13 protein-coding genes and 1 pseudogene are annotated in these 16,400 nt (G+C 42.9%); 1 reads left to right on the top strand and 13 read right to left on the bottom strand.

Translation table 11 applies throughout. The annotated features are described in order from the left end of the window. The 5 genes and pseudogenes from QZV24_RS08210 to QZV24_RS08190 all read right to left on the bottom strand — a co-directional run. A pseudogene (locus QZV24_RS08210) lies at window positions 1-2,400 on the bottom strand (autotransporter outer membrane beta-barrel domain-containing protein); the annotation flags it as partial. Between the two features lie 296 nt (window positions 2,401-2,696). Next, window positions 2,697-2,909, bottom strand: a complete 213-nt coding sequence (locus QZV24_RS08205) for a DUF2905 domain-containing protein (RefSeq protein WP_290657295.1) — start codon at window positions 2,907-2,909, stop codon at window positions 2,697-2,699. Window positions 2,910-3,040: 131 nt separating this feature from the next. Next, the gene (locus QZV24_RS08200) at window positions 3,041-3,985 is read right to left on the bottom strand and encodes an alpha/beta hydrolase (RefSeq protein WP_294522693.1); all 945 of its coding nucleotides are present in this window, start codon (window positions 3,983-3,985) and stop codon (window positions 3,041-3,043) included. 163 nt (window positions 3,986-4,148) lie between these two features. Continuing rightward, entirely contained in the window at window positions 4,149-5,363 is a 1,215-nt protein-coding gene (locus QZV24_RS08195) for a MalY/PatB family protein (RefSeq protein WP_294522690.1), read from the bottom strand. Between the two features lie 72 nt (window positions 5,364-5,435). Beyond that, window positions 5,436-6,326, bottom strand: a complete 891-nt coding sequence (locus tag QZV24_RS08190; protein ID WP_294522687.1) for an AraC family transcriptional regulator — start codon at window positions 6,324-6,326, stop codon at window positions 5,436-5,438. Window positions 6,327-6,446: 120 nt separating this feature from the next. Here QZV24_RS08190 and QZV24_RS08185 point away from each other — a divergent pair, with 120 nt between their 5' ends. Further along, window positions 6,447-6,617 (top strand): hypothetical protein, encoded by a 171-nt coding sequence (locus tag QZV24_RS08185; RefSeq protein WP_294522684.1) that lies wholly within the window; start codon window positions 6,447-6,449, stop codon window positions 6,615-6,617. 57 nt (window positions 6,618-6,674) lie between these two features. Here the strand turns inward: QZV24_RS08185 and QZV24_RS08180 are convergent, their stop codons facing one another. From QZV24_RS08180 to pyrF, 8 genes are all read right to left on the bottom strand, one after another. Next, complete coding sequence (locus QZV24_RS08180; protein WP_294522681.1) at window positions 6,675-8,867, bottom strand: diguanylate cyclase domain-containing protein; 2,193 nt, start codon at window positions 8,865-8,867, stop codon at window positions 6,675-6,677. Between the two features lie 121 nt (window positions 8,868-8,988). Next, window positions 8,989-9,549 (bottom strand): DJ-1/PfpI family protein, encoded by a 561-nt coding sequence (locus QZV24_RS08175; RefSeq protein WP_294522678.1) that lies wholly within the window; start codon window positions 9,547-9,549, stop codon window positions 8,989-8,991. 261 nt (window positions 9,550-9,810) lie between these two features. Continuing rightward, window positions 9,811-10,431, bottom strand: coding sequence for an N-acetyltransferase (locus QZV24_RS08170; protein ID WP_294522675.1), 621 nt, complete (start codon window positions 10,429-10,431; stop codon window positions 9,811-9,813). 11 nt (window positions 10,432-10,442) lie between these two features. Beyond that, complete coding sequence (locus QZV24_RS08165; RefSeq protein WP_294522672.1) at window positions 10,443-10,619, bottom strand: hypothetical protein; 177 nt, start codon at window positions 10,617-10,619, stop codon at window positions 10,443-10,445. Between the two features lie 305 nt (window positions 10,620-10,924). Continuing rightward, complete coding sequence (locus QZV24_RS08160) at window positions 10,925-11,122, bottom strand: hypothetical protein (protein WP_287450760.1); 198 nt, start codon at window positions 11,120-11,122, stop codon at window positions 10,925-10,927. A gap of 90 nt (window positions 11,123-11,212) precedes the next feature. Continuing rightward, window positions 11,213-14,617, bottom strand: coding sequence for a hypothetical protein (locus QZV24_RS08155; protein ID WP_294522665.1), 3,405 nt, complete (start codon window positions 14,615-14,617; stop codon window positions 11,213-11,215). A gap of 201 nt (window positions 14,618-14,818) precedes the next feature. Next, on the bottom strand, window positions 14,819-15,412 hold the full coding sequence (gene pyrE / locus QZV24_RS08150; protein ID WP_294522663.1) for an orotate phosphoribosyltransferase: 594 nt from the start codon (window positions 15,410-15,412) through the stop codon (window positions 14,819-14,821). Next, on the bottom strand, window positions 15,412-16,128 hold the full coding sequence (gene pyrF / locus QZV24_RS08145) for an orotidine-5'-phosphate decarboxylase (RefSeq protein ID WP_294522660.1): 717 nt from the start codon (window positions 16,126-16,128) through the stop codon (window positions 15,412-15,414). The genes pyrE and pyrF overlap by 1 nt, the downstream gene beginning before the upstream one ends. Window positions 16,129-16,400: the final 272 nt, after the last annotated feature.

The following is a 16,400-nucleotide window of genomic DNA, read 5'->3' as shown; positions in this document are numbered from 1 at the left end:
GCTGTCAGCCTTCAGCACCGTCATTTCATCCCCTGGCAATGCATTGTCAATGGAAATCATAGAACCATCTACATTTGCTGTTCCGGAAACCACAATCTGCCCCTTTTCGCCTCCGGCATAGCCAGCCAGTACTCCCTTGGAAACCAGATTTCCTTTTATACTCATTTCACTGTCTTGGCTAGCAGCCCCGATTGTACCCAAATTGTATAAATTACCAGTATTGTCGTCTTCAAAATCAGGTGCTAAATCCTCTGACATATCTTTTAGATTATAAGTACCACCCCGCAGCTCAGCCTTGTTGGCCACCGTTACCTTAACTACATCGGCCTTGCCACCGTAATTAAGCCTTCCACCAGTAACATTCATTTTCATGTTATCTTCACCGATGATATTGCCATTGTAACTCATATTTTTGTTATTAAAGTTTAGATTGGTTACCAAGTCAGGAATATACATACTGTACTCATAACCATTTTTCCCGTAATTGCCATTGTATTGTATGCGAAGAACATCCAGCTTCTGGCCATCTCCGTCATAAGCCCCTTCACAGGCTTCATCACCAAACTGTTTCCAATCAGAAACTATATTGCCCTGAAGGCTGGCTCCATCGTTTATATTGATATTTTTCACAAAGGCATTCTTGCCAATATAAATGGCATTTTCCATACCAACCAAAGTTCCGGAAAGATTATAGTTATCTACCATGGCACCGTTTAATTCCTGGTTATTGGAATTGTACTGGTTAAAATTCATATCTGTCAGTACCAGGTTATCAGCCTTAATTATAGTACCGGCTTTTGCCGGTTCTTTTTCATTATACCCTGAAACAAACCGTTTATAGCGGATATAGGACCCACGATATTCATCAAGGGCTCCATTTGAACTGGATCCGAAATCAAATCGTATACCGGTTCCCTTGTCACCATTAGCCGTTACCGTGCCGGCATGATTCACATTCTGTCCATTGCCATAGGCAATCAGAACACCGTTTCCCCGATAACCATCAGCACTAATGGTCGTATTAGCCGGAATAGTCAGGGTATTGCCTGCACCGTCCACCCGCACCCCGGTAGCACCAATACCTTTAGTGAGAATATTACCGCTCTGGGTAACTGTATTATTTGATCCATAAATATGCAGACCAATTCCCAATGGAACCTGGCTGAATGTATTGGTAAGGTACGCCGTTCCCTGATCATTTCTGGCAAAATATCCCTGATTATTTATAATATCCTCACCATTGACATAAATGGACCTGCCAAAGAGAGCCTTGCGGTCGATAGTATAGCCTAAATCCTGCATAACGCCTAACTCCACCTCTAGAAGGGAAGTATAGTTGCTGTACGGCCGATGGCTCATCATTCCGGCAGTATGCAAGTGACTACCATCAAACATACCGTCTTCCCAGCCATTAACCGGCAGGCCACTGATACCAAAGAATTTTGCACCATCCAGCACCTCCGTCACATTTTCTCCACGGAAAAAGGCATACCCTTTGCCCGAGGTATCGACTTTATCATCAACCATAAAGAAATCCTCCGGCTGCAGGCTTGGATCTTTTTGTTTTAACTCGTTAAACATTTTGGTTGTGACAATTTGCCGCCCGGCCTTGGCCTGATTGCCGTTTTCATCGTATAGGTGCAATGTCCACGAAGTTTTATCTGTAATATTCTTAACAATAAATGCTTTTGTCCCCTGGAAAGTCCTGGCCGCAAGAATTCCCAAGGCATGACCTAGCTCATGACGAATGGTCGCCGTAAAGTCAGCTGCCTGTTCATTGGTAGGCAGTACGGTATCTGTATCAACCCACCATCCATTTATTGTTTCCTTACGATTAGCGCCTATATAAGCACCAATCTCGATATCACTATATCCATAATGACCAGCTGGTAGCACACCCGTCTTGGCCTTTTCATATGTCAAAGCATCCAATTTATAATTGTTAACAATCTGTGATTTTACATATAAAAATTCAGGTTTAACATCAATTTTTTTCCCATCCGATATAAAGGAAATAGGCGTTGCGTAAGCATTTCGGTCATAATTAGCATGGATAAATATTTGCCATGGCAGCGTATTTTTGGCCCCTGACCCCAACATTTCCGACCAATAGGAAGTGCCTTTTACCATTGCGTTGATTAGCTTTTCATCCAAATTGTATTTTGAAGGATCTACTATCCATTCCTTACCCGTCTTACCAGCTGTACCAATACCGTAGCCTTGTCGCATAAAAGTTAGCTGGGCAAAAGGATTATTGTCATATTTCACATCGACTACATCCAGATATGGTGATTCTTCAGCCAAAGAACTTGACGAAATGGCCATACAACCAGTAAAAATAAGTGCTGCCAGAATGGCTTTCTTTTTCTGTGTTAATTTTACATTCCGATATTTTTTCATTACAATCACCCCTCGTATATCTTCTCCACTACCTCTATTATCGTCTAAAGAATATAATTATATATAGTTAATGGTGAAATATATTTTACTATCATTCTGTATTACTACAGGCAGGGATGTGTAAAAACATTTTCCCTTTTGAGTTATTTTCTCCATATAATCCGAATTTCCTGCAATAATAAAAGAGCAATGCAAATGCACTGCTCTCATAAATTAGAATTTTCATTTCACCAGATCATCCGGATAATCCCTTGGAAATCTGGTTAATTTATTCCTTGCTTAATACCATCAAACAACTATTTTAGAAAAAGATTGGCGATCACACTCAAAACAATACTAATTATAATACAGGTAACCACCGGGAAATGAAAGGAACTGTTCTCTCCCACTATATTTATGTCGCCCGGCAACCTGCCAAAGGGAACCAGCTTCCCCCCAAAGTGAATAACACATCCTACAACCACCAGAATTATACCGATGTATATCAGCATTTTGCCTAAATCAGCCATTTTATCTCCTTTATGGCACCAAATTTAATTTGGCCGTTATTACCACAACACTTCTGTGCCTTGTATTCTCCGACTTAATAAGATTTTATTGGAAATAACATACTCCAACGACTATAACCGTCTTCCTAATTTCAGTTCCCCTCAGTCTTTGCCAAAAAACCAAATACTTCTGACCAATATCTTTCAGGTTCCGTTTTCATGGAATCAGCATGACCAGCTCCTGCAACAGTGAATTTGGCAGCTGGGGCCTCACATTTCGTATATAGCTCCTCCATCATTGCCGGTGGAATTAGCTTATCAGCCTCGCCATGGATGAATAAAACCGGCACTTTAATTTTCCTCACCACTTCTACAGGTGCCGCATCAGAAACTTTAACCCCTGTCTTTATGCCACTGACCACATCAACACAGTTCATAATAGGAAATTCCGGCAAACCGAAAATAACGCCTAATTGGTTGGAAAACATTTTATAGGCACTGGTATAACCGCAATCCTCTATTACAGCCACCAGCCCCGGCAAATCATCCCGGGCTGCGGCCATCAACACTGTGGCGGCCCCCATTGATACCCCGTGCAATACTATTTGGGCATCCGGATACTTTTCCTTGATTTGTTTAGCCCAAACGACAATTTCCTGGCTTTCTTTTACCCCCATAGTAATGTACTGTCCTTCACTTTCGCCTGATGCACAAAGATCTGGTGTCAGCACCTGATAACCGTGGGCCAGATAAGCCTTAGCATAATTATTGGCATAGCGTTGGTCCCGTCCATAACCGTGGACCAATATGGCCCATCGCTTTCCCGGATTTGTCGGCATATAGTGAGTAGCAACCAAATGCCGTCCATCGGAGGATACGGCCTCCCAATTTTTCTTTACGGCAGTTAATTCCGGCGGAACCTTCCGGCCTTTATCGTGAATATTTACACACGCAGCTGGCGGTGCCAATGGATCAGTATCATTACCTCTCTTTAAGGCAAAATCCACAAAATACGCTCCGATGGCGTAGCCTGCCATCAAAAGAGCTGCTACAACCATCAGCAGAACTATACCCCAATGCCTAACTCTTTTATTCATAATTGCTCCTTATAACGCCATTGTTCAAATTTTTCTTCTTTAGAAGAAAAATCTTCCAATTAGCGTTTCCCTAACGGACTAGCTTCGCGTCGCAACGAGCTGGGAGATATGCTCGCCAGCTGTTGTAGTTTGTTTTCCCCAACCTAAAGAGGTGGGGGACATCTTAAAGCTCGTTATATTCCTTTATTGCCTCATACATTCGGTTGAGGCCTGTATCGATTACCGACCGGGGCATAGCTAAATTCAAACGAATGAACCCCTTGGCGTTACCCACAAAGAGATCATCGCCACCTTCTAAAAGCACTCCAGCCTTATTGGCAAAGAAATCCGCCATATTTTCAACCCCTGGCAGGCACTTGCCCATATCTACCCAGGCCAAATAAGTTGCCTCAGGGATTTTAAATACGCTATCCGGCAACTTTTCCTTTAAAAAATTATCCACAAAGGCAAAATTATCATCGAGATAAGTCTTTAACTGGTCCAGCCACTCGCCACAATGGTCATAAGCCGCCTGATGGGCCGCAATGGATAATGGATTTAAAAACCCTATATTCTTATCACGATTATTAAAATTTTTACGCAGCTTCTTATCCCGGATGATGATATTAGAAAACATCAAACCTGCCATATTAAAGGTTTTGCTGGCTGACATACAGGTTATAAGCTTCTTATAGTCCGGCATAACCTTCCCCATGGGAATATGCTTGAGCCCAGTTCGCAGCAGGTCACAATGAATTTCATCTGATATAATCCACAAATCATTTTTTTCTACAATCGCTGCCACCCGCCGTAATTCTTCTTCGCTCCATACCCGGCCGGATGGATTGTGGGGATTGCACCAGATAAGCAGCTTTACCTTTGGATCAGCAGCTATTTTTTCCAATTCCTCAAAATCAATTCTAAAATCGTTATTGTCCTTCAGCAGAGGTGCCTTTACATACTCCACATGGTTGTATTCCGCTGTATGCTGGAAATACCCATAGGCCGGTGTGTGAATAATAATTTTTTCATCCTTGGCAACCAGCAGTTCCACCAACTGATACAGAGCCGGAATAACGCCAGCCGAAAATGTAAGCTCTTCCTTGGGAAAGCCCCAGTCATACATAGTCTTGCACCAAGTGGCAAAGGAATTGTAATAATCATCCTTGAACATCATAGTATAACCGAAAATTCGCCGGTCCAGCCGGGCCTTTATACCATCTATAATGGGCTGTGGTGTGGCAAATTCCATATCAGCAACCCACATCCGCACAAATTCCTCATCCTTGTATGGGAACACCTTTTCCGGTCCCGCATGAAAAATATAGCCCCGAAACCCATCGGTATTTAATGAGTTGGTATTTTGCCTATCCACAATTTCATCAAAATTATACTTCATACCCTGCACTCCTCATCTATTTTAGATTGCTTTATCTTTTGTCCTAAATTATAGCACAATGAATAAGATATACTATTGGTTTCTATGCCGGAAAGCATATGGCGTACAGCCACGATACGCACGAAATGATTTACTGAAATGGCTGGGATTGGAAAAACCGCAGGCCAAGCCAATGGCCAAAATAGACTCTGAAGTTTCCAAAAGCATTTCTTCCGCCACCTGCAGGCGATAATTATGGATGTACTGACGAGGTGACATTTTAAATACTTTTTGAAAGCATCGCTGTGCCTCCCGTTCACTGATTCCCGCATGAAAAGCCAGCTGGTCAGTGGAAATAGGCTCCCCGTAATGCATATGGATATAATCCACCATTTCCTTTACCCGTTCCATTGGCAAGGTTATATGTCGCGTCATAGGCAGATGTGATTGCTGTCCCAGTATTACCAGCACTTTGCCTAAATAATACCGTATATCGTGTTCAAAGCCGGCTTGTTCCCGCTGTGCGGCCAAAAAAGCTGCCTTAATGCCTTCAATTGCCTCTCTGTCCTTGATTATATCCTTGGATAAATATTTTCCCGGAAATGTCTCAGCTGTTACAATTGGGTGTACATATTTTTGATAAAAAATTGTTCCTATACCGCCGCTAATCAGATTTTCATCAAATACAAGATAGCATATCCGGCACTTTTCACTGACCAGGTTGTATTTATGTAAAACCTTTGAGTTGCAGAAAAAACCATCTCCTGGCTTCAAGGTAGCCTTTTCTGCTCCATACACCACATTGACGCTGCCAGACACAATGTACATCAATTCCAATTCCTTGTGCCAATGCCAAGGAATTACTTCTATTCCCCCGGTTTGCAAATCAGAATAGTAGGCACTACAAGGAAATAGCGGTGTATTGTGAAGTTGTTCTTTTTCGTTATTGGCCGATAGGCGAATTACTGTAGTCTTGCTTATCATTTTTCCTCTTTTTGTCGTTTTCAGAACATTTTTAGTCGGATAATTGGCAGATGATATTCCTGCTATCTATTATACTATAACCAAATAAAATAATAATAATTTATTAGGGAGGTATGAATTATGAGAGCAGCAATTATGTCCATCAACACCCGTCATTACAGCTTTCTCGAAGGTTATAACCTTTCCTGCACTGAGGACAACAATTTCAACTATCGTATGTCTATCCACAAATTAAGAATTGGCACATTTGCAGGATTGTTGGCTGTAGCCGCATTGGCAATCTGCATTTAAAGTAATATAGCTTAACAAAAATTGCTCACCAGACATTAACAATCTGGTGAGCTTTTTTTATCTGTTTTTCCTTCGGTCAATGCCACTGCGCCGGTAATATTCTGATTTATCCTCATACATCCTCTGGTCAGCCATAGTAATCATTTTGTTCAGTGTCAGATATTCTACTTCAGAGCTCATAACTGCACCAATAGACACCGATAAATGCTCTACCTTTTTCCCGGTCCAGTTGGTGAAGGCCTCCTTCAGACGCTGCAGAACATCCGGCCACTTTTCCGAATCAAGATTAAGTATGGCCATAAACTCATCGCCACCGGTCCGGAACACCTGCCCATAAGGCATCAGCACCTTCTTCATACAGGCAGCCGCGCCTTGCAGCAGTTCATCACCTGCTTCATGCCCTATATTATCATTGGCCGCCTTCAAACCGTTAAGGTCCATTGCCACCACAACCATATTCCCTTCTACTGACTGGTTTTCACTGTTATCAACAACTGTTTCAAAGCTGTTACGGTTTAGCAATGTAGTAAGGCTATCATAATGGGCCATATAATCCATTCGTTCTCTATTGCGGCGAATTAAATAAATATAAGCAACAAGGCCGCTGATAATCGCACTGAGAGAACCAACAATCAAGATAAAGAGAACAACATGCTTCAGCATGAAATCTTTAAATGTCATCGGTGCTATTTGCCCGGTATAGGCATAGCTGGAGTTAAGGCCAAATTCATCCGGCAAGTTAGTAATACCCCGATTGAGAATGGATAAAAGCTCACTATTTCCACAGGAAACACCAAAGCATCGACCAAGGCTGTCCTTGAGCATAATTGTCTGCAGTTCACTATAGCTTGGCCTTAACAAAAAACTGTCCTTCCGGAACTGGTTCAGCACGCAGCCATCTACTTTACCGTTTTTCACAGCATCCAGCATGCTGTTTATGTCATCGTAATATACCAGCTCAACATCAGGAAAATGTTCCTTTATGTATATATCACCTATGGAATTATTCCGTTTAGCTGCCATGCGGCGCAAATCAATATCAGAATAATCACCGGCATAAATCAGATACATCTGTACATTTATGACTTCACTGGTAAGGTATATATCATCCTGTTCAGCTTTGGCAACATCATAATTGATAGGAAACGCCACATCGACTCTGCCATCTTTTAGGGCATCAACCATATCCTCATAGCTCTTAAACGGAACATAAGAAAATAGCACCTTATCCTGAATATGCAGCTTGGCAAACATTTCATGAAGAATATCCTTAATAATGCCATTAGTGTTGCCATTCTCATCCGTATCAGATAATGGCAGATAATCATCAACATAACCTACAGAAATTACCGGATGTTCGTTTAACCAGATAAGTTCCTCATGCTGAAGCTGGGCCAATACAGCCCAGCCGGAAAAATATGTATTAGATAACTTAATGGTAAAGCTGGGATATGTAGAATTTATCTTGACTAAGGCATAATTCAAATCATCCAATAAATCCGGACGCTGTTTATTGACGGCCAGATAATAATCTGATTGGCCAATCTTGGCTATTGGTATAACCTGATCCTCCGGCTTAATGGCATTATCAGTATCAACTGTAGCATCAGCCAAGCCAGCCTTAAAGTCCCTATAGCGATCCTCGTTCCCCCTATATGTCCTGATATTTATTCCACGGTTTCCATCCTCGTTCCACTGTTGAAGCATATCCACCATGATGGTGTTACTATTTACACTGACAGTAATCCCTTTAATTCCATCAATTCCTTTACTAACCAATGGATTGTTGACATTACAAAAAAGGTGATAATTCTCTGACCCCATGGCATAATCCGGAAAGAGAAGCTTTTCTTGGCGCTCCGGTGTTTTAGAAACACCAGCCATAATATCAACTTCCCCAGCGTACAGCTTCTGCAATATGGTGTTCCAGTCCCCATATACATATTTGCATTTCCAATTTGCATAATATGATACTTTCTGAATATAGTCGTATGCCATACCGGATTTTAAAGAATCATCACTCATCCCCTGCATGAAGTATGGTGTTTCCACATAACCAACCCGTACATCTTTATGCGTCTTACCTCGATGTACGGCCGCCAAAGCATTATTGTATGATTGTGTCTGTTCTGATACCTCGACAGGTAACATTATAATCAGGGCCAGGCATAAAAAAGGCACGAAAAAACAGCGGCAAATACCGGATATGGTATTTACTCCCCATTTTTTGCCTATGGAAAACCGTTTCATATTTACACCTTCTCCCTGTTACCAGTATATAGCAAACTGTTATGGCTAAATACTTTTAAAATTATATTTTTTAAAAAAGGCTGCCGAATTATTATTCATTGCGACAGCCTTCTTCATAACATTAACCCAAAATCTTCAGGAATTCTTTACAGATAGCTGTATTGCCAGGCCAAGCCGGTGATGTCACCAAATTGCCATCTACGACAGCCTTGTCAGCATCAACATTCTGGAAATTGCCACCAGCAACTGTTACATCCGGGCCAACTGCCGGATAAGCAGTCAATGTGCGTCCTTTTACCACATCCGCTGCTGTAAGCACCTGAATACCGTGACAAATAGCTGCTACTGGCTTGTTGTTGTTCATAAAATATTTGGTAATGCTGATTACCTTCGGATCAAGACGAATATATTCCGGAGCACGGCCACCGGTAATATATAATCCATCATAATCTTCAGCTGATACATTATCAAAGGTAGCATTCAAAATAAACAGATGACCTGGTTTCTCAGAATAAGTCTGATCACCTTCAAAATCATGAATTGCGGTCTTGATAGCTTCGCCGCTTTTTTTGCCCGGACAAACAACATCCACCTGAACCCCGGCAACCCCTAAAGCCTGGAATGGAACCATCACTTCATAGTCCTCAGCAAAATCCCCTGCCAGCATAAGTACCTTTTTCATACCCGGTTAACCTCTCTTTCTTTCTAAAACACTTTCTTGCAGGGAAAATACCTCCTCATAAATCCCCTGCAGCCTTTCAATGGTCAGATATTTCCAACCTTTATCTTCTTAAATTCTATACTATAGTATATTTTCCTGCATATTTTTATATTTTTTCAACAATAAAACCGGCCTTCCCAATTAGTTTTTTCACCAAACTGGAAAGGCCGGTATATTTTATTTCTTGCCCGTACTGCCGCGTACCGGAATATAAGAGGTATACTATTCGCCAAGATACTTTAACATCTGGATTAGGTACTGCCCCTTCATTTTATCTCGTTCATCACCATCAAGTTCTCGTTTTCCGAAACTGCAAAAACCATTTTCTTCATAGAAGCGAATCAATGAGGGTACATCCTCACACTCCAAATAAACTAATTTGCCACCAAGAATACGCTGCCCTTCTTTAACAGTATCACAAGCAATCTGAAGCAGTTCGTCCCCGGTAATCAGTTTGTCGTAACCGTTCTTATAATTCTTCCCTAACTGGCCTATAAGAGGAGCGGGTACAATGTATCTTTGCAGGAAAGCATCATAATCAGCAAACTTACTAATTCTTTTCCGTAGATTGCTACCTATCCGGTTCTTTGTTCTCGCATCAATATGGAAATACTTAGATGCCAATGCAAAGTATCCAACTAAAACAGGCTTCTTTTGGCAGGATGCAAACACCAGATATGTCGATGCCAAATGCTGTTTTGAAAATTCCAAGGCTTTAAACTGTATAAACTCATCCACATCCTTATTATATGGGCAATAAAAATCCGAAAGGATGGTCTTAATTTGTTCCAGATCCATCTTTTCGGACATATCTCGTAAATTGATTTTTATAAATCCCAGCACAACTATTCTCCTCAAAGATAATTAACGAAAAACTCGTTTACTTCATCCTTTTTTACCTCAGTAACAGTCCTAGACATAGTAACAGTCTTTCCCCTATGCTGGTGAGCGTGCTCCAGAGCATCAACAAGCTTCTTAACTTGCTTACGACCTTTAACATTTATATTTTTTGAAATGCTTTTCGTTGCCATTTTGCTCTCCCTCCTCGCATAAAACACCTTATATTTTATACTAAATTTAAGATAAATCAAGGAGTGTTATCATATTTTTCACTCTTTATATTCTATATATCGTTAAAAATTCCTTCAAAACATACCCTTTTATTTCTAAAAAAAAATACCCTCTTTCCCGTTTATCCGGAAAAAAGGTTATATATCAATGGACCTTTTATATGATGCAGAGCCCTTGTGCCATGCAGGCTAAAATCTTATGATACATTCTGGTCACATAAAAAAGCCGTCGGGACATAACGCCGGCGGCTAAACTATTTTCTTTGCTATTTCTTTAGGTCTTGTAATGCTTTCTTGGCCTTTTCCGGGCTATCCTTTAGGAGCTGGGCAAACTCTTTGATTAGCTCCCACTCTTCGTCAGAGGCTCTGGTAGATCTCATCTTTCGTTCCGTACCATCATGGGCTTTGGGTCTGCGACCAGCTCCTTCTCTTTTGCCGCCCCATGTATTTTTGTTTTCAGTCATCCTATCACCACCTTATTTTATTGGGGGTCTATTTTCATAACCCGCTTCCTCTTTTCTATGGTTTAATTATATATCTTTTATTTTGATTTGTCAATACTCTATCACAATAAATATCCTCAAAAAAATAGCCGTCAAGTCAGCTTTTACACTGGCCCGACGGCTATTACTTTTTATGCAGTTTTTTCTTCCAGTGACTTGGTAAGTACCATCCGCTGAAGAATAACCAAAATTTTCCGCAGTCAAATCAAACTGCATCATAAAAACTTCTTCTTCATCGGTAAGCTGCCTGCCGACCTCATTTTCCCCCGTTACTATGTCCTGAAGCTCCTGATATTTTTTTACATCCTTTCGGGTATATCCATTCTTGTACACACGGCGTTCCTTGACCTCCTCGGATACCTCCGGAAGAATCTCGGCCCGATAATTCTCTATCTCCTCCCTGCGTTCCTTGGTGAAATTAGCCATGGCTTTCCGGGTGAGAATATCCACGGCTTTTTCCCGGGCATTTTCTATGAAGGACTCAACCCTTGCCTTAGTGGCATCGGACATTTTATCCGTTATCACCTTTGGGAGATTGGCAAAGTATTTGTTTACCCTTTCTGCCTCGGCGATATCGTCCTGCGCTGCCAGCATACGGTCAAATACCTGTCTGACATCATCTGTAAGCGGAATAGCATTGTCACTGCGGCGGATAGTCTGGTATACGGCCTTGAGCCATTCGGCGAATTTCTTAAAGGCCTGCTTAAGCTGTTCGCTCGGTGCCTTGCCCTCCATAATGTATGTCTCAAAGGCCTCGGCCAGCCGTTCATGGGCTGTGGTTCTGCCCTGGGTATCGGCAGCCGCCCACTGGTCCCGAGTCATACCGGCATACTCCAGCAGGGTATCAAAGTCATTTTCCACCTGCTTAGTGGCCTGCCCGGACTCAATGGCCTTCCACATGGTCTCTACAAAGTAGTGGCCCGTCTCATGAATAACTGTAGAGGCATCCACCCCCTTGAAAAGGCTGATAATGTACTGACCATCCTGCATTTCCGGATTGAATGCGCCCTTGATGATGTCACCTTCCTGGTGATAGATATTTGGATCATTACCATCAAAGTTGCCGTTGTTGTCAGTAGCGGACTTTATCTGGGTGGATTCAAATGCAACATAACTGATACCACGAGATTTCACTTCACCATCTTCGCCAGGCACTCCTCCCTCGTCAAGCAGCAGACCATCATAATCATATTCGTTCTCTTCAAAGAACTCTCTGAAATCATCAGAGTCGGTCCAGTCCGGAAGGCCCTTTTCAGACAATGGCACACCATTACCCCACTGCCTGTAAAACTCATTTTCAAATATCTTCCTTTCCTTCGCTTTGCGAGTATCAAATGGTTTTCTGATATTAAGGAATACCGGATAAGTCATCGCATCACCCAGTTCCTCGTGAACGCCCTTCACATAATCACTGCTCGCGCCCGGGTCCTGATATCGGTCAGCATATTCCTTGTCAGCTGTAAAATAATTCAGCTCACGCTTGAACTCAGTAAAACCACCCAACGGAGTGCCATGATAAACAACCATTGGTTCACCATTTTCGTCTACAATCTTAGAGGCTTGCTTGGGTTTCTTTTCCCAGTCACCAAACCATTCCTTAAAAGCTGGTGTCCTCACAGCCAACCACTGGTCTTCGGTGAGGTTAGTATCCTCGCCATTAGGCGCCTTCATCCACTGGTCAGTACCTTCATACTGCTTACGGACATCATCCTTCTGGTTTTCAACAGCTTCGCCTAGCTGAGCATAATCATTATTGGTTACATCCATAACCATTTCGTCTTCAAACTGAAGTTTCCCGTCAACCACATATGGGTTTCCATTTAAATCTTTGACATTGTGCAGCAATTCTGGTAAACTATAGTCAATAGAAATACCATCTTTGGATTGACCCGCTAAGGTCTCCGAGGATGGTATTTTCTTTTCATATACCTCATACAGTGCAACATCATTCAGTTTATCAAAAATATTTTCGTCGAATCCTTCCGCTGTGACAACAAGGACCTGCGGTTTTTGCTTAAATCTCACTGGAATTACAAATCGGTAACTATTTACACCGGGCTTGCCATTAACCTTCTTTGGTCCATCTGAATGTTTTGTCGGTTGAATTTCCATTAACACAGCATTTTTTAGTATTTCTGTTGGATTACTTATTGTTATATTCCTAGCTACTCTTGTATTTTTATGTGACCTAGATTTCCCCGACCTTGCACGAACAATATGCTCTGCCGTAGCTCCAGCTCCAACGCCTCTAAAATTAAAAACAGCGGCGAGATCTGATGTGGTCACTTTAATATTTGGTAACGCCAATTTATTTTGAATAAAATTTATAGCCTTCTTGTAGGCGTCTTCGGTCATAGTAGTATCACCGATTAAATCAGAAAATCCATCTATATCAACTAACTTATATTTTGGGCCAAAATTTCTTTTTACATTAACTGCCTGATTAAAAGCGCCAGCCACGCCGCCCTGCTTAAACCTCAGAGCATTATCCCGCATCCACTGTGCCGGATTTTCCGGATTCATTATCATGGCATAGTTGGTGAGCATTGTTACCAAAGCGTTGGCCTGCTTGCGTTCCACCCCGGCAGTCAGCATACTGGTAAGCACACCGTCCTGTTCGACCTCAAGGTCGGCAGCTCTCTGCTTGGACTTTTCCACTTCCTGCTTATACAACTTCTCACCGTTAACGGTATACCCGCCGTCCTCAAAGGCAGTATCGTCTTTTACTGCCTGGAAGAAACCATTATGCTTTGCTGCAGCCGCCTCAAAGTTGCCGAGTCTGATATCCAGATAGTCGCCATCGGAGGCGGCTCTTTTTATATCTTCTTCCTCAACGCCCAAAATCTGGGCCAGCTCCTTCATCTTTCCGGAGGTCTGGGCATACTCCTGCAGTGCCGTGCCGTCCACATAAACCATATCATTTGTTGATGAATTGATTACCTGTGCCGCTAAAACAGGATTGGTTTCCGTTTGGTTTATATTCGCAATTTGGCTCTCTACCAAGTTCATCTTGGTATTATGTATCTCTTTTTCCACGGCGTGGTGGAGACTGCTGTCCAGAACCATATGCGCTCCACCAAAGGTTCCGCCTAATATACCGCCAATCAGTCCGCTGTATGCAGCATCACGGGTAATATTTCCCAATTCATCCTGAACCATCTCTGCGATATCCTCTGCAGGCTTATCGTGGTTAAGCGCCCAAATCTGCGAAACCTGTTCCGGATATTCCTGTAAAAATTCCGTCGTTCCCTCGGTAAGCACCCGCTCGGCAAATTCCCGTGTGTACCCCTTTAGTGAGGAATTAACGGGCAATTTTTTGAACATTTTTGAAAAACCAAGATACTCTAACGGTGTCTGAACTGCAGCATTAAAAACCGCAGCCTCGGATGCGGTCCGCACATCAACGCCCCTGTCTCTGAGTTCATCATACTCATTACCGGCGATATACATTCCCATAAGAGCCGGTGCGAGGCCTGTCCACCCGGCAGCAGGCTTGCAACAGCACTTGTAACAACCTGAGCACTGCCTTCCACTATATCCAGGCCAAGCTGTCCAAGACTGGATGCAGATTTTAATATTGAATTTTATTAAAAAAGCCACCAAACCAAGTTTTACTTGGCTCGGTGGCTACGCTGCTATTTAGGGAAAGTATACCTCTTATTTTCCAGTACTCCCGCGCTTCGTCATTGGAATTCCTTGCTTACAGAGAGGGCAATTATCAGGCTCATATGTCTGAACATCCATATGGAGCAATGCCGTACTTGGAACATCACCGAAGGTGGCCTTGCCGCCACTGCGGTCCACCAGCATGCTTACAGCCACAGGTACACCGCCATGAGCCTTTACCACATCAATGACCTCCCGAATGGAGCCACCAGTGGTAACAATATCCTCAACGATCAGGACCCGCTCACCTTCATGGAGGGTAAAGCCCCGCCGAAAGGTCATCTTGCCATCAACCCGTTCGGTAAAAATAGCTCTGGTCCCCAGCGCCTTGCCGGTTTCATGGGCCAAAAGAATACCACCGGTCATTGGACCAACCACCGTTTCAATATTGGCATCCTTAAACTTGGCAGCCATAGCCTGACAAAGCTTTTCAGTATATAAAGGCTTTTGCAGCACATTGAATTTCTCTACATAGCGTGGACTATGCAGGCCGGAGGTCAACAAAAAATGTCCCTCCATAATAGCGCCGGTTTCCAGCAGCATATCCTCTACTTCGTTTTCTGCAAGGGCTTTCAGTTCTGCCATTATTTTACACTCTCCATTTCTTTAATTATTGCTTCGGCGGCGGCCTTCGGATTTTCCGCGGCACGAATTGGCCGGCCAACCACCAGATGGGTTGCACCGTTTTGCAATGCCGAAGCCGGTGTAGCAATACGGCTCTGATCGTCAATGGATGCACCAGCTGGCCGTACTCCCGGAGTTACTATCAAAAAATCCGGTCCACAGGCTTCCCGAATAGCGGATGCTTCCTGAGGGGAAGCCACCACACCGTCCAAACCGGCTTTTTTCGCCAGCTTGGCCAACCGAACCACCTGTTCACCTATGGTACAGGTCATTCCCAGTCCCTGCCAATCGGCTTCATTGATACTAGTCAAAATAGTTACTGCAATCAGCTTGGGACAGGCTATGCCTTGGTCTGCTGCGGCTTTTTTCAGTCGGTCAGCGGCAGTTTTCATCATAGTATAACCACCGGAGGCATGTACATTTACCAGATCAGCACCCTGTACCATCAAAGAACACAGCCCCTCCGCCACCGTATTGGGAATATCATGCAGCTTCAAGTCCAAAAAGACATTTTTCCCCTTTTCCTTCAGGAAGGAAATTACCTGAGCTCCCTCACTGTAAAACAGCTCCATGCCAACCTTGTAGTAGCTGACGCTGTCTCCCAGTGTGTTTACAAGCTGCTTTACATCTTCTGTTTTATGAAAATCAAGGGCCACAATCAAACGGTTATCGACCATATAAATCTCCTATAATATATGTCAACAAAGTTATACAGCAAATACAAGATCTTACAATATATCTAAGTGTCGGTGCGCAGGAATTTTGCCGCAGAACGAGGCGACACAAGGAAAATCCCAGAAGCGTACTAAAAAATGTACACTGAGGACATTTTTCGCAGTGTCAACAAAGTTATGCGGTAAAAACCTCATCCGTCACACTTCGTGTGCCACCGACGGAGCTTTGCTCCTAGTGCCTGTAGGTGCTTCTCCAGAGGAGAAGGCTTAGCTCA

The organism is uncultured Anaerovibrio sp. (genome assembly GCA_902786545.1).
GTDB lineage: Bacteria > Bacillota > Negativicutes > Selenomonadales > Selenomonadaceae > Anaerovibrio.
The sequence above is the reverse complement of the archived record's forward strand: the minus strand, read 5'-3'. Positions and strand labels throughout refer to the sequence as shown.

Bases quoted from the DNA above. Each gene is read 5' to 3' on its own strand.
- QZV24_RS08180 (WP_294522681.1), bottom strand. From the start codon at position 8,867: ATGAAACGGTTTTCCATAGGCAAAAAATGGGGAGTAAATACCATATCC.
- QZV24_RS08160 (WP_287450760.1), bottom strand. From the start codon at position 11,122: ATGACTGAAAACAAAAATACATGGGGCGGCAAAAGAGAAGGAGCTGGT.
- QZV24_RS08200 (WP_294522693.1), bottom strand. From the start codon at position 3,985: ATGAATAAAAGAGTTAGGCATTGGGGTATAGTTCTGCTGATGGTTGTA.
- pyrE (WP_294522663.1), bottom strand. From the start codon at position 15,412: ATGGCAGAACTGAAAGCCCTTGCAGAAAACGAAGTAGAGGATATGCTG.
- QZV24_RS08205 (WP_290657295.1), bottom strand. From the start codon at position 2,909: ATGGCTGATTTAGGCAAAATGCTGATATACATCGGTATAATTCTGGTG.
- QZV24_RS08175 (WP_294522678.1), bottom strand. From the start codon at position 9,549: ATGAAAAAGGTACTTATGCTGGCAGGGGATTTTGCTGAGGACTATGAA.
- QZV24_RS08155 (WP_294522665.1), bottom strand. From the start codon at position 14,617: ATGGGAATGTATATCGCCGGTAATGAGTATGATGAACTCAGAGACAGG.
- QZV24_RS08195 (WP_294522690.1), bottom strand. From the start codon at position 5,363: ATGAAGTATAATTTTGATGAAATTGTGGATAGGCAAAATACCAACTCA.
- QZV24_RS08190 (WP_294522687.1), bottom strand. From the start codon at position 6,326: ATGATAAGCAAGACTACAGTAATTCGCCTATCGGCCAATAACGAAAAA.
- pyrF (WP_294522660.1), bottom strand. From the start codon at position 16,128: ATGGTCGATAACCGTTTGATTGTGGCCCTTGATTTTCATAAAACAGAA.
- QZV24_RS08185 (WP_294522684.1), top strand. From the start codon at position 6,447: ATGAGAGCAGCAATTATGTCCATCAACACCCGTCATTACAGCTTTCTC.
- QZV24_RS08165 (WP_294522672.1), bottom strand. From the start codon at position 10,619: ATGGCAACGAAAAGCATTTCAAAAAATATAAATGTTAAAGGTCGTAAG.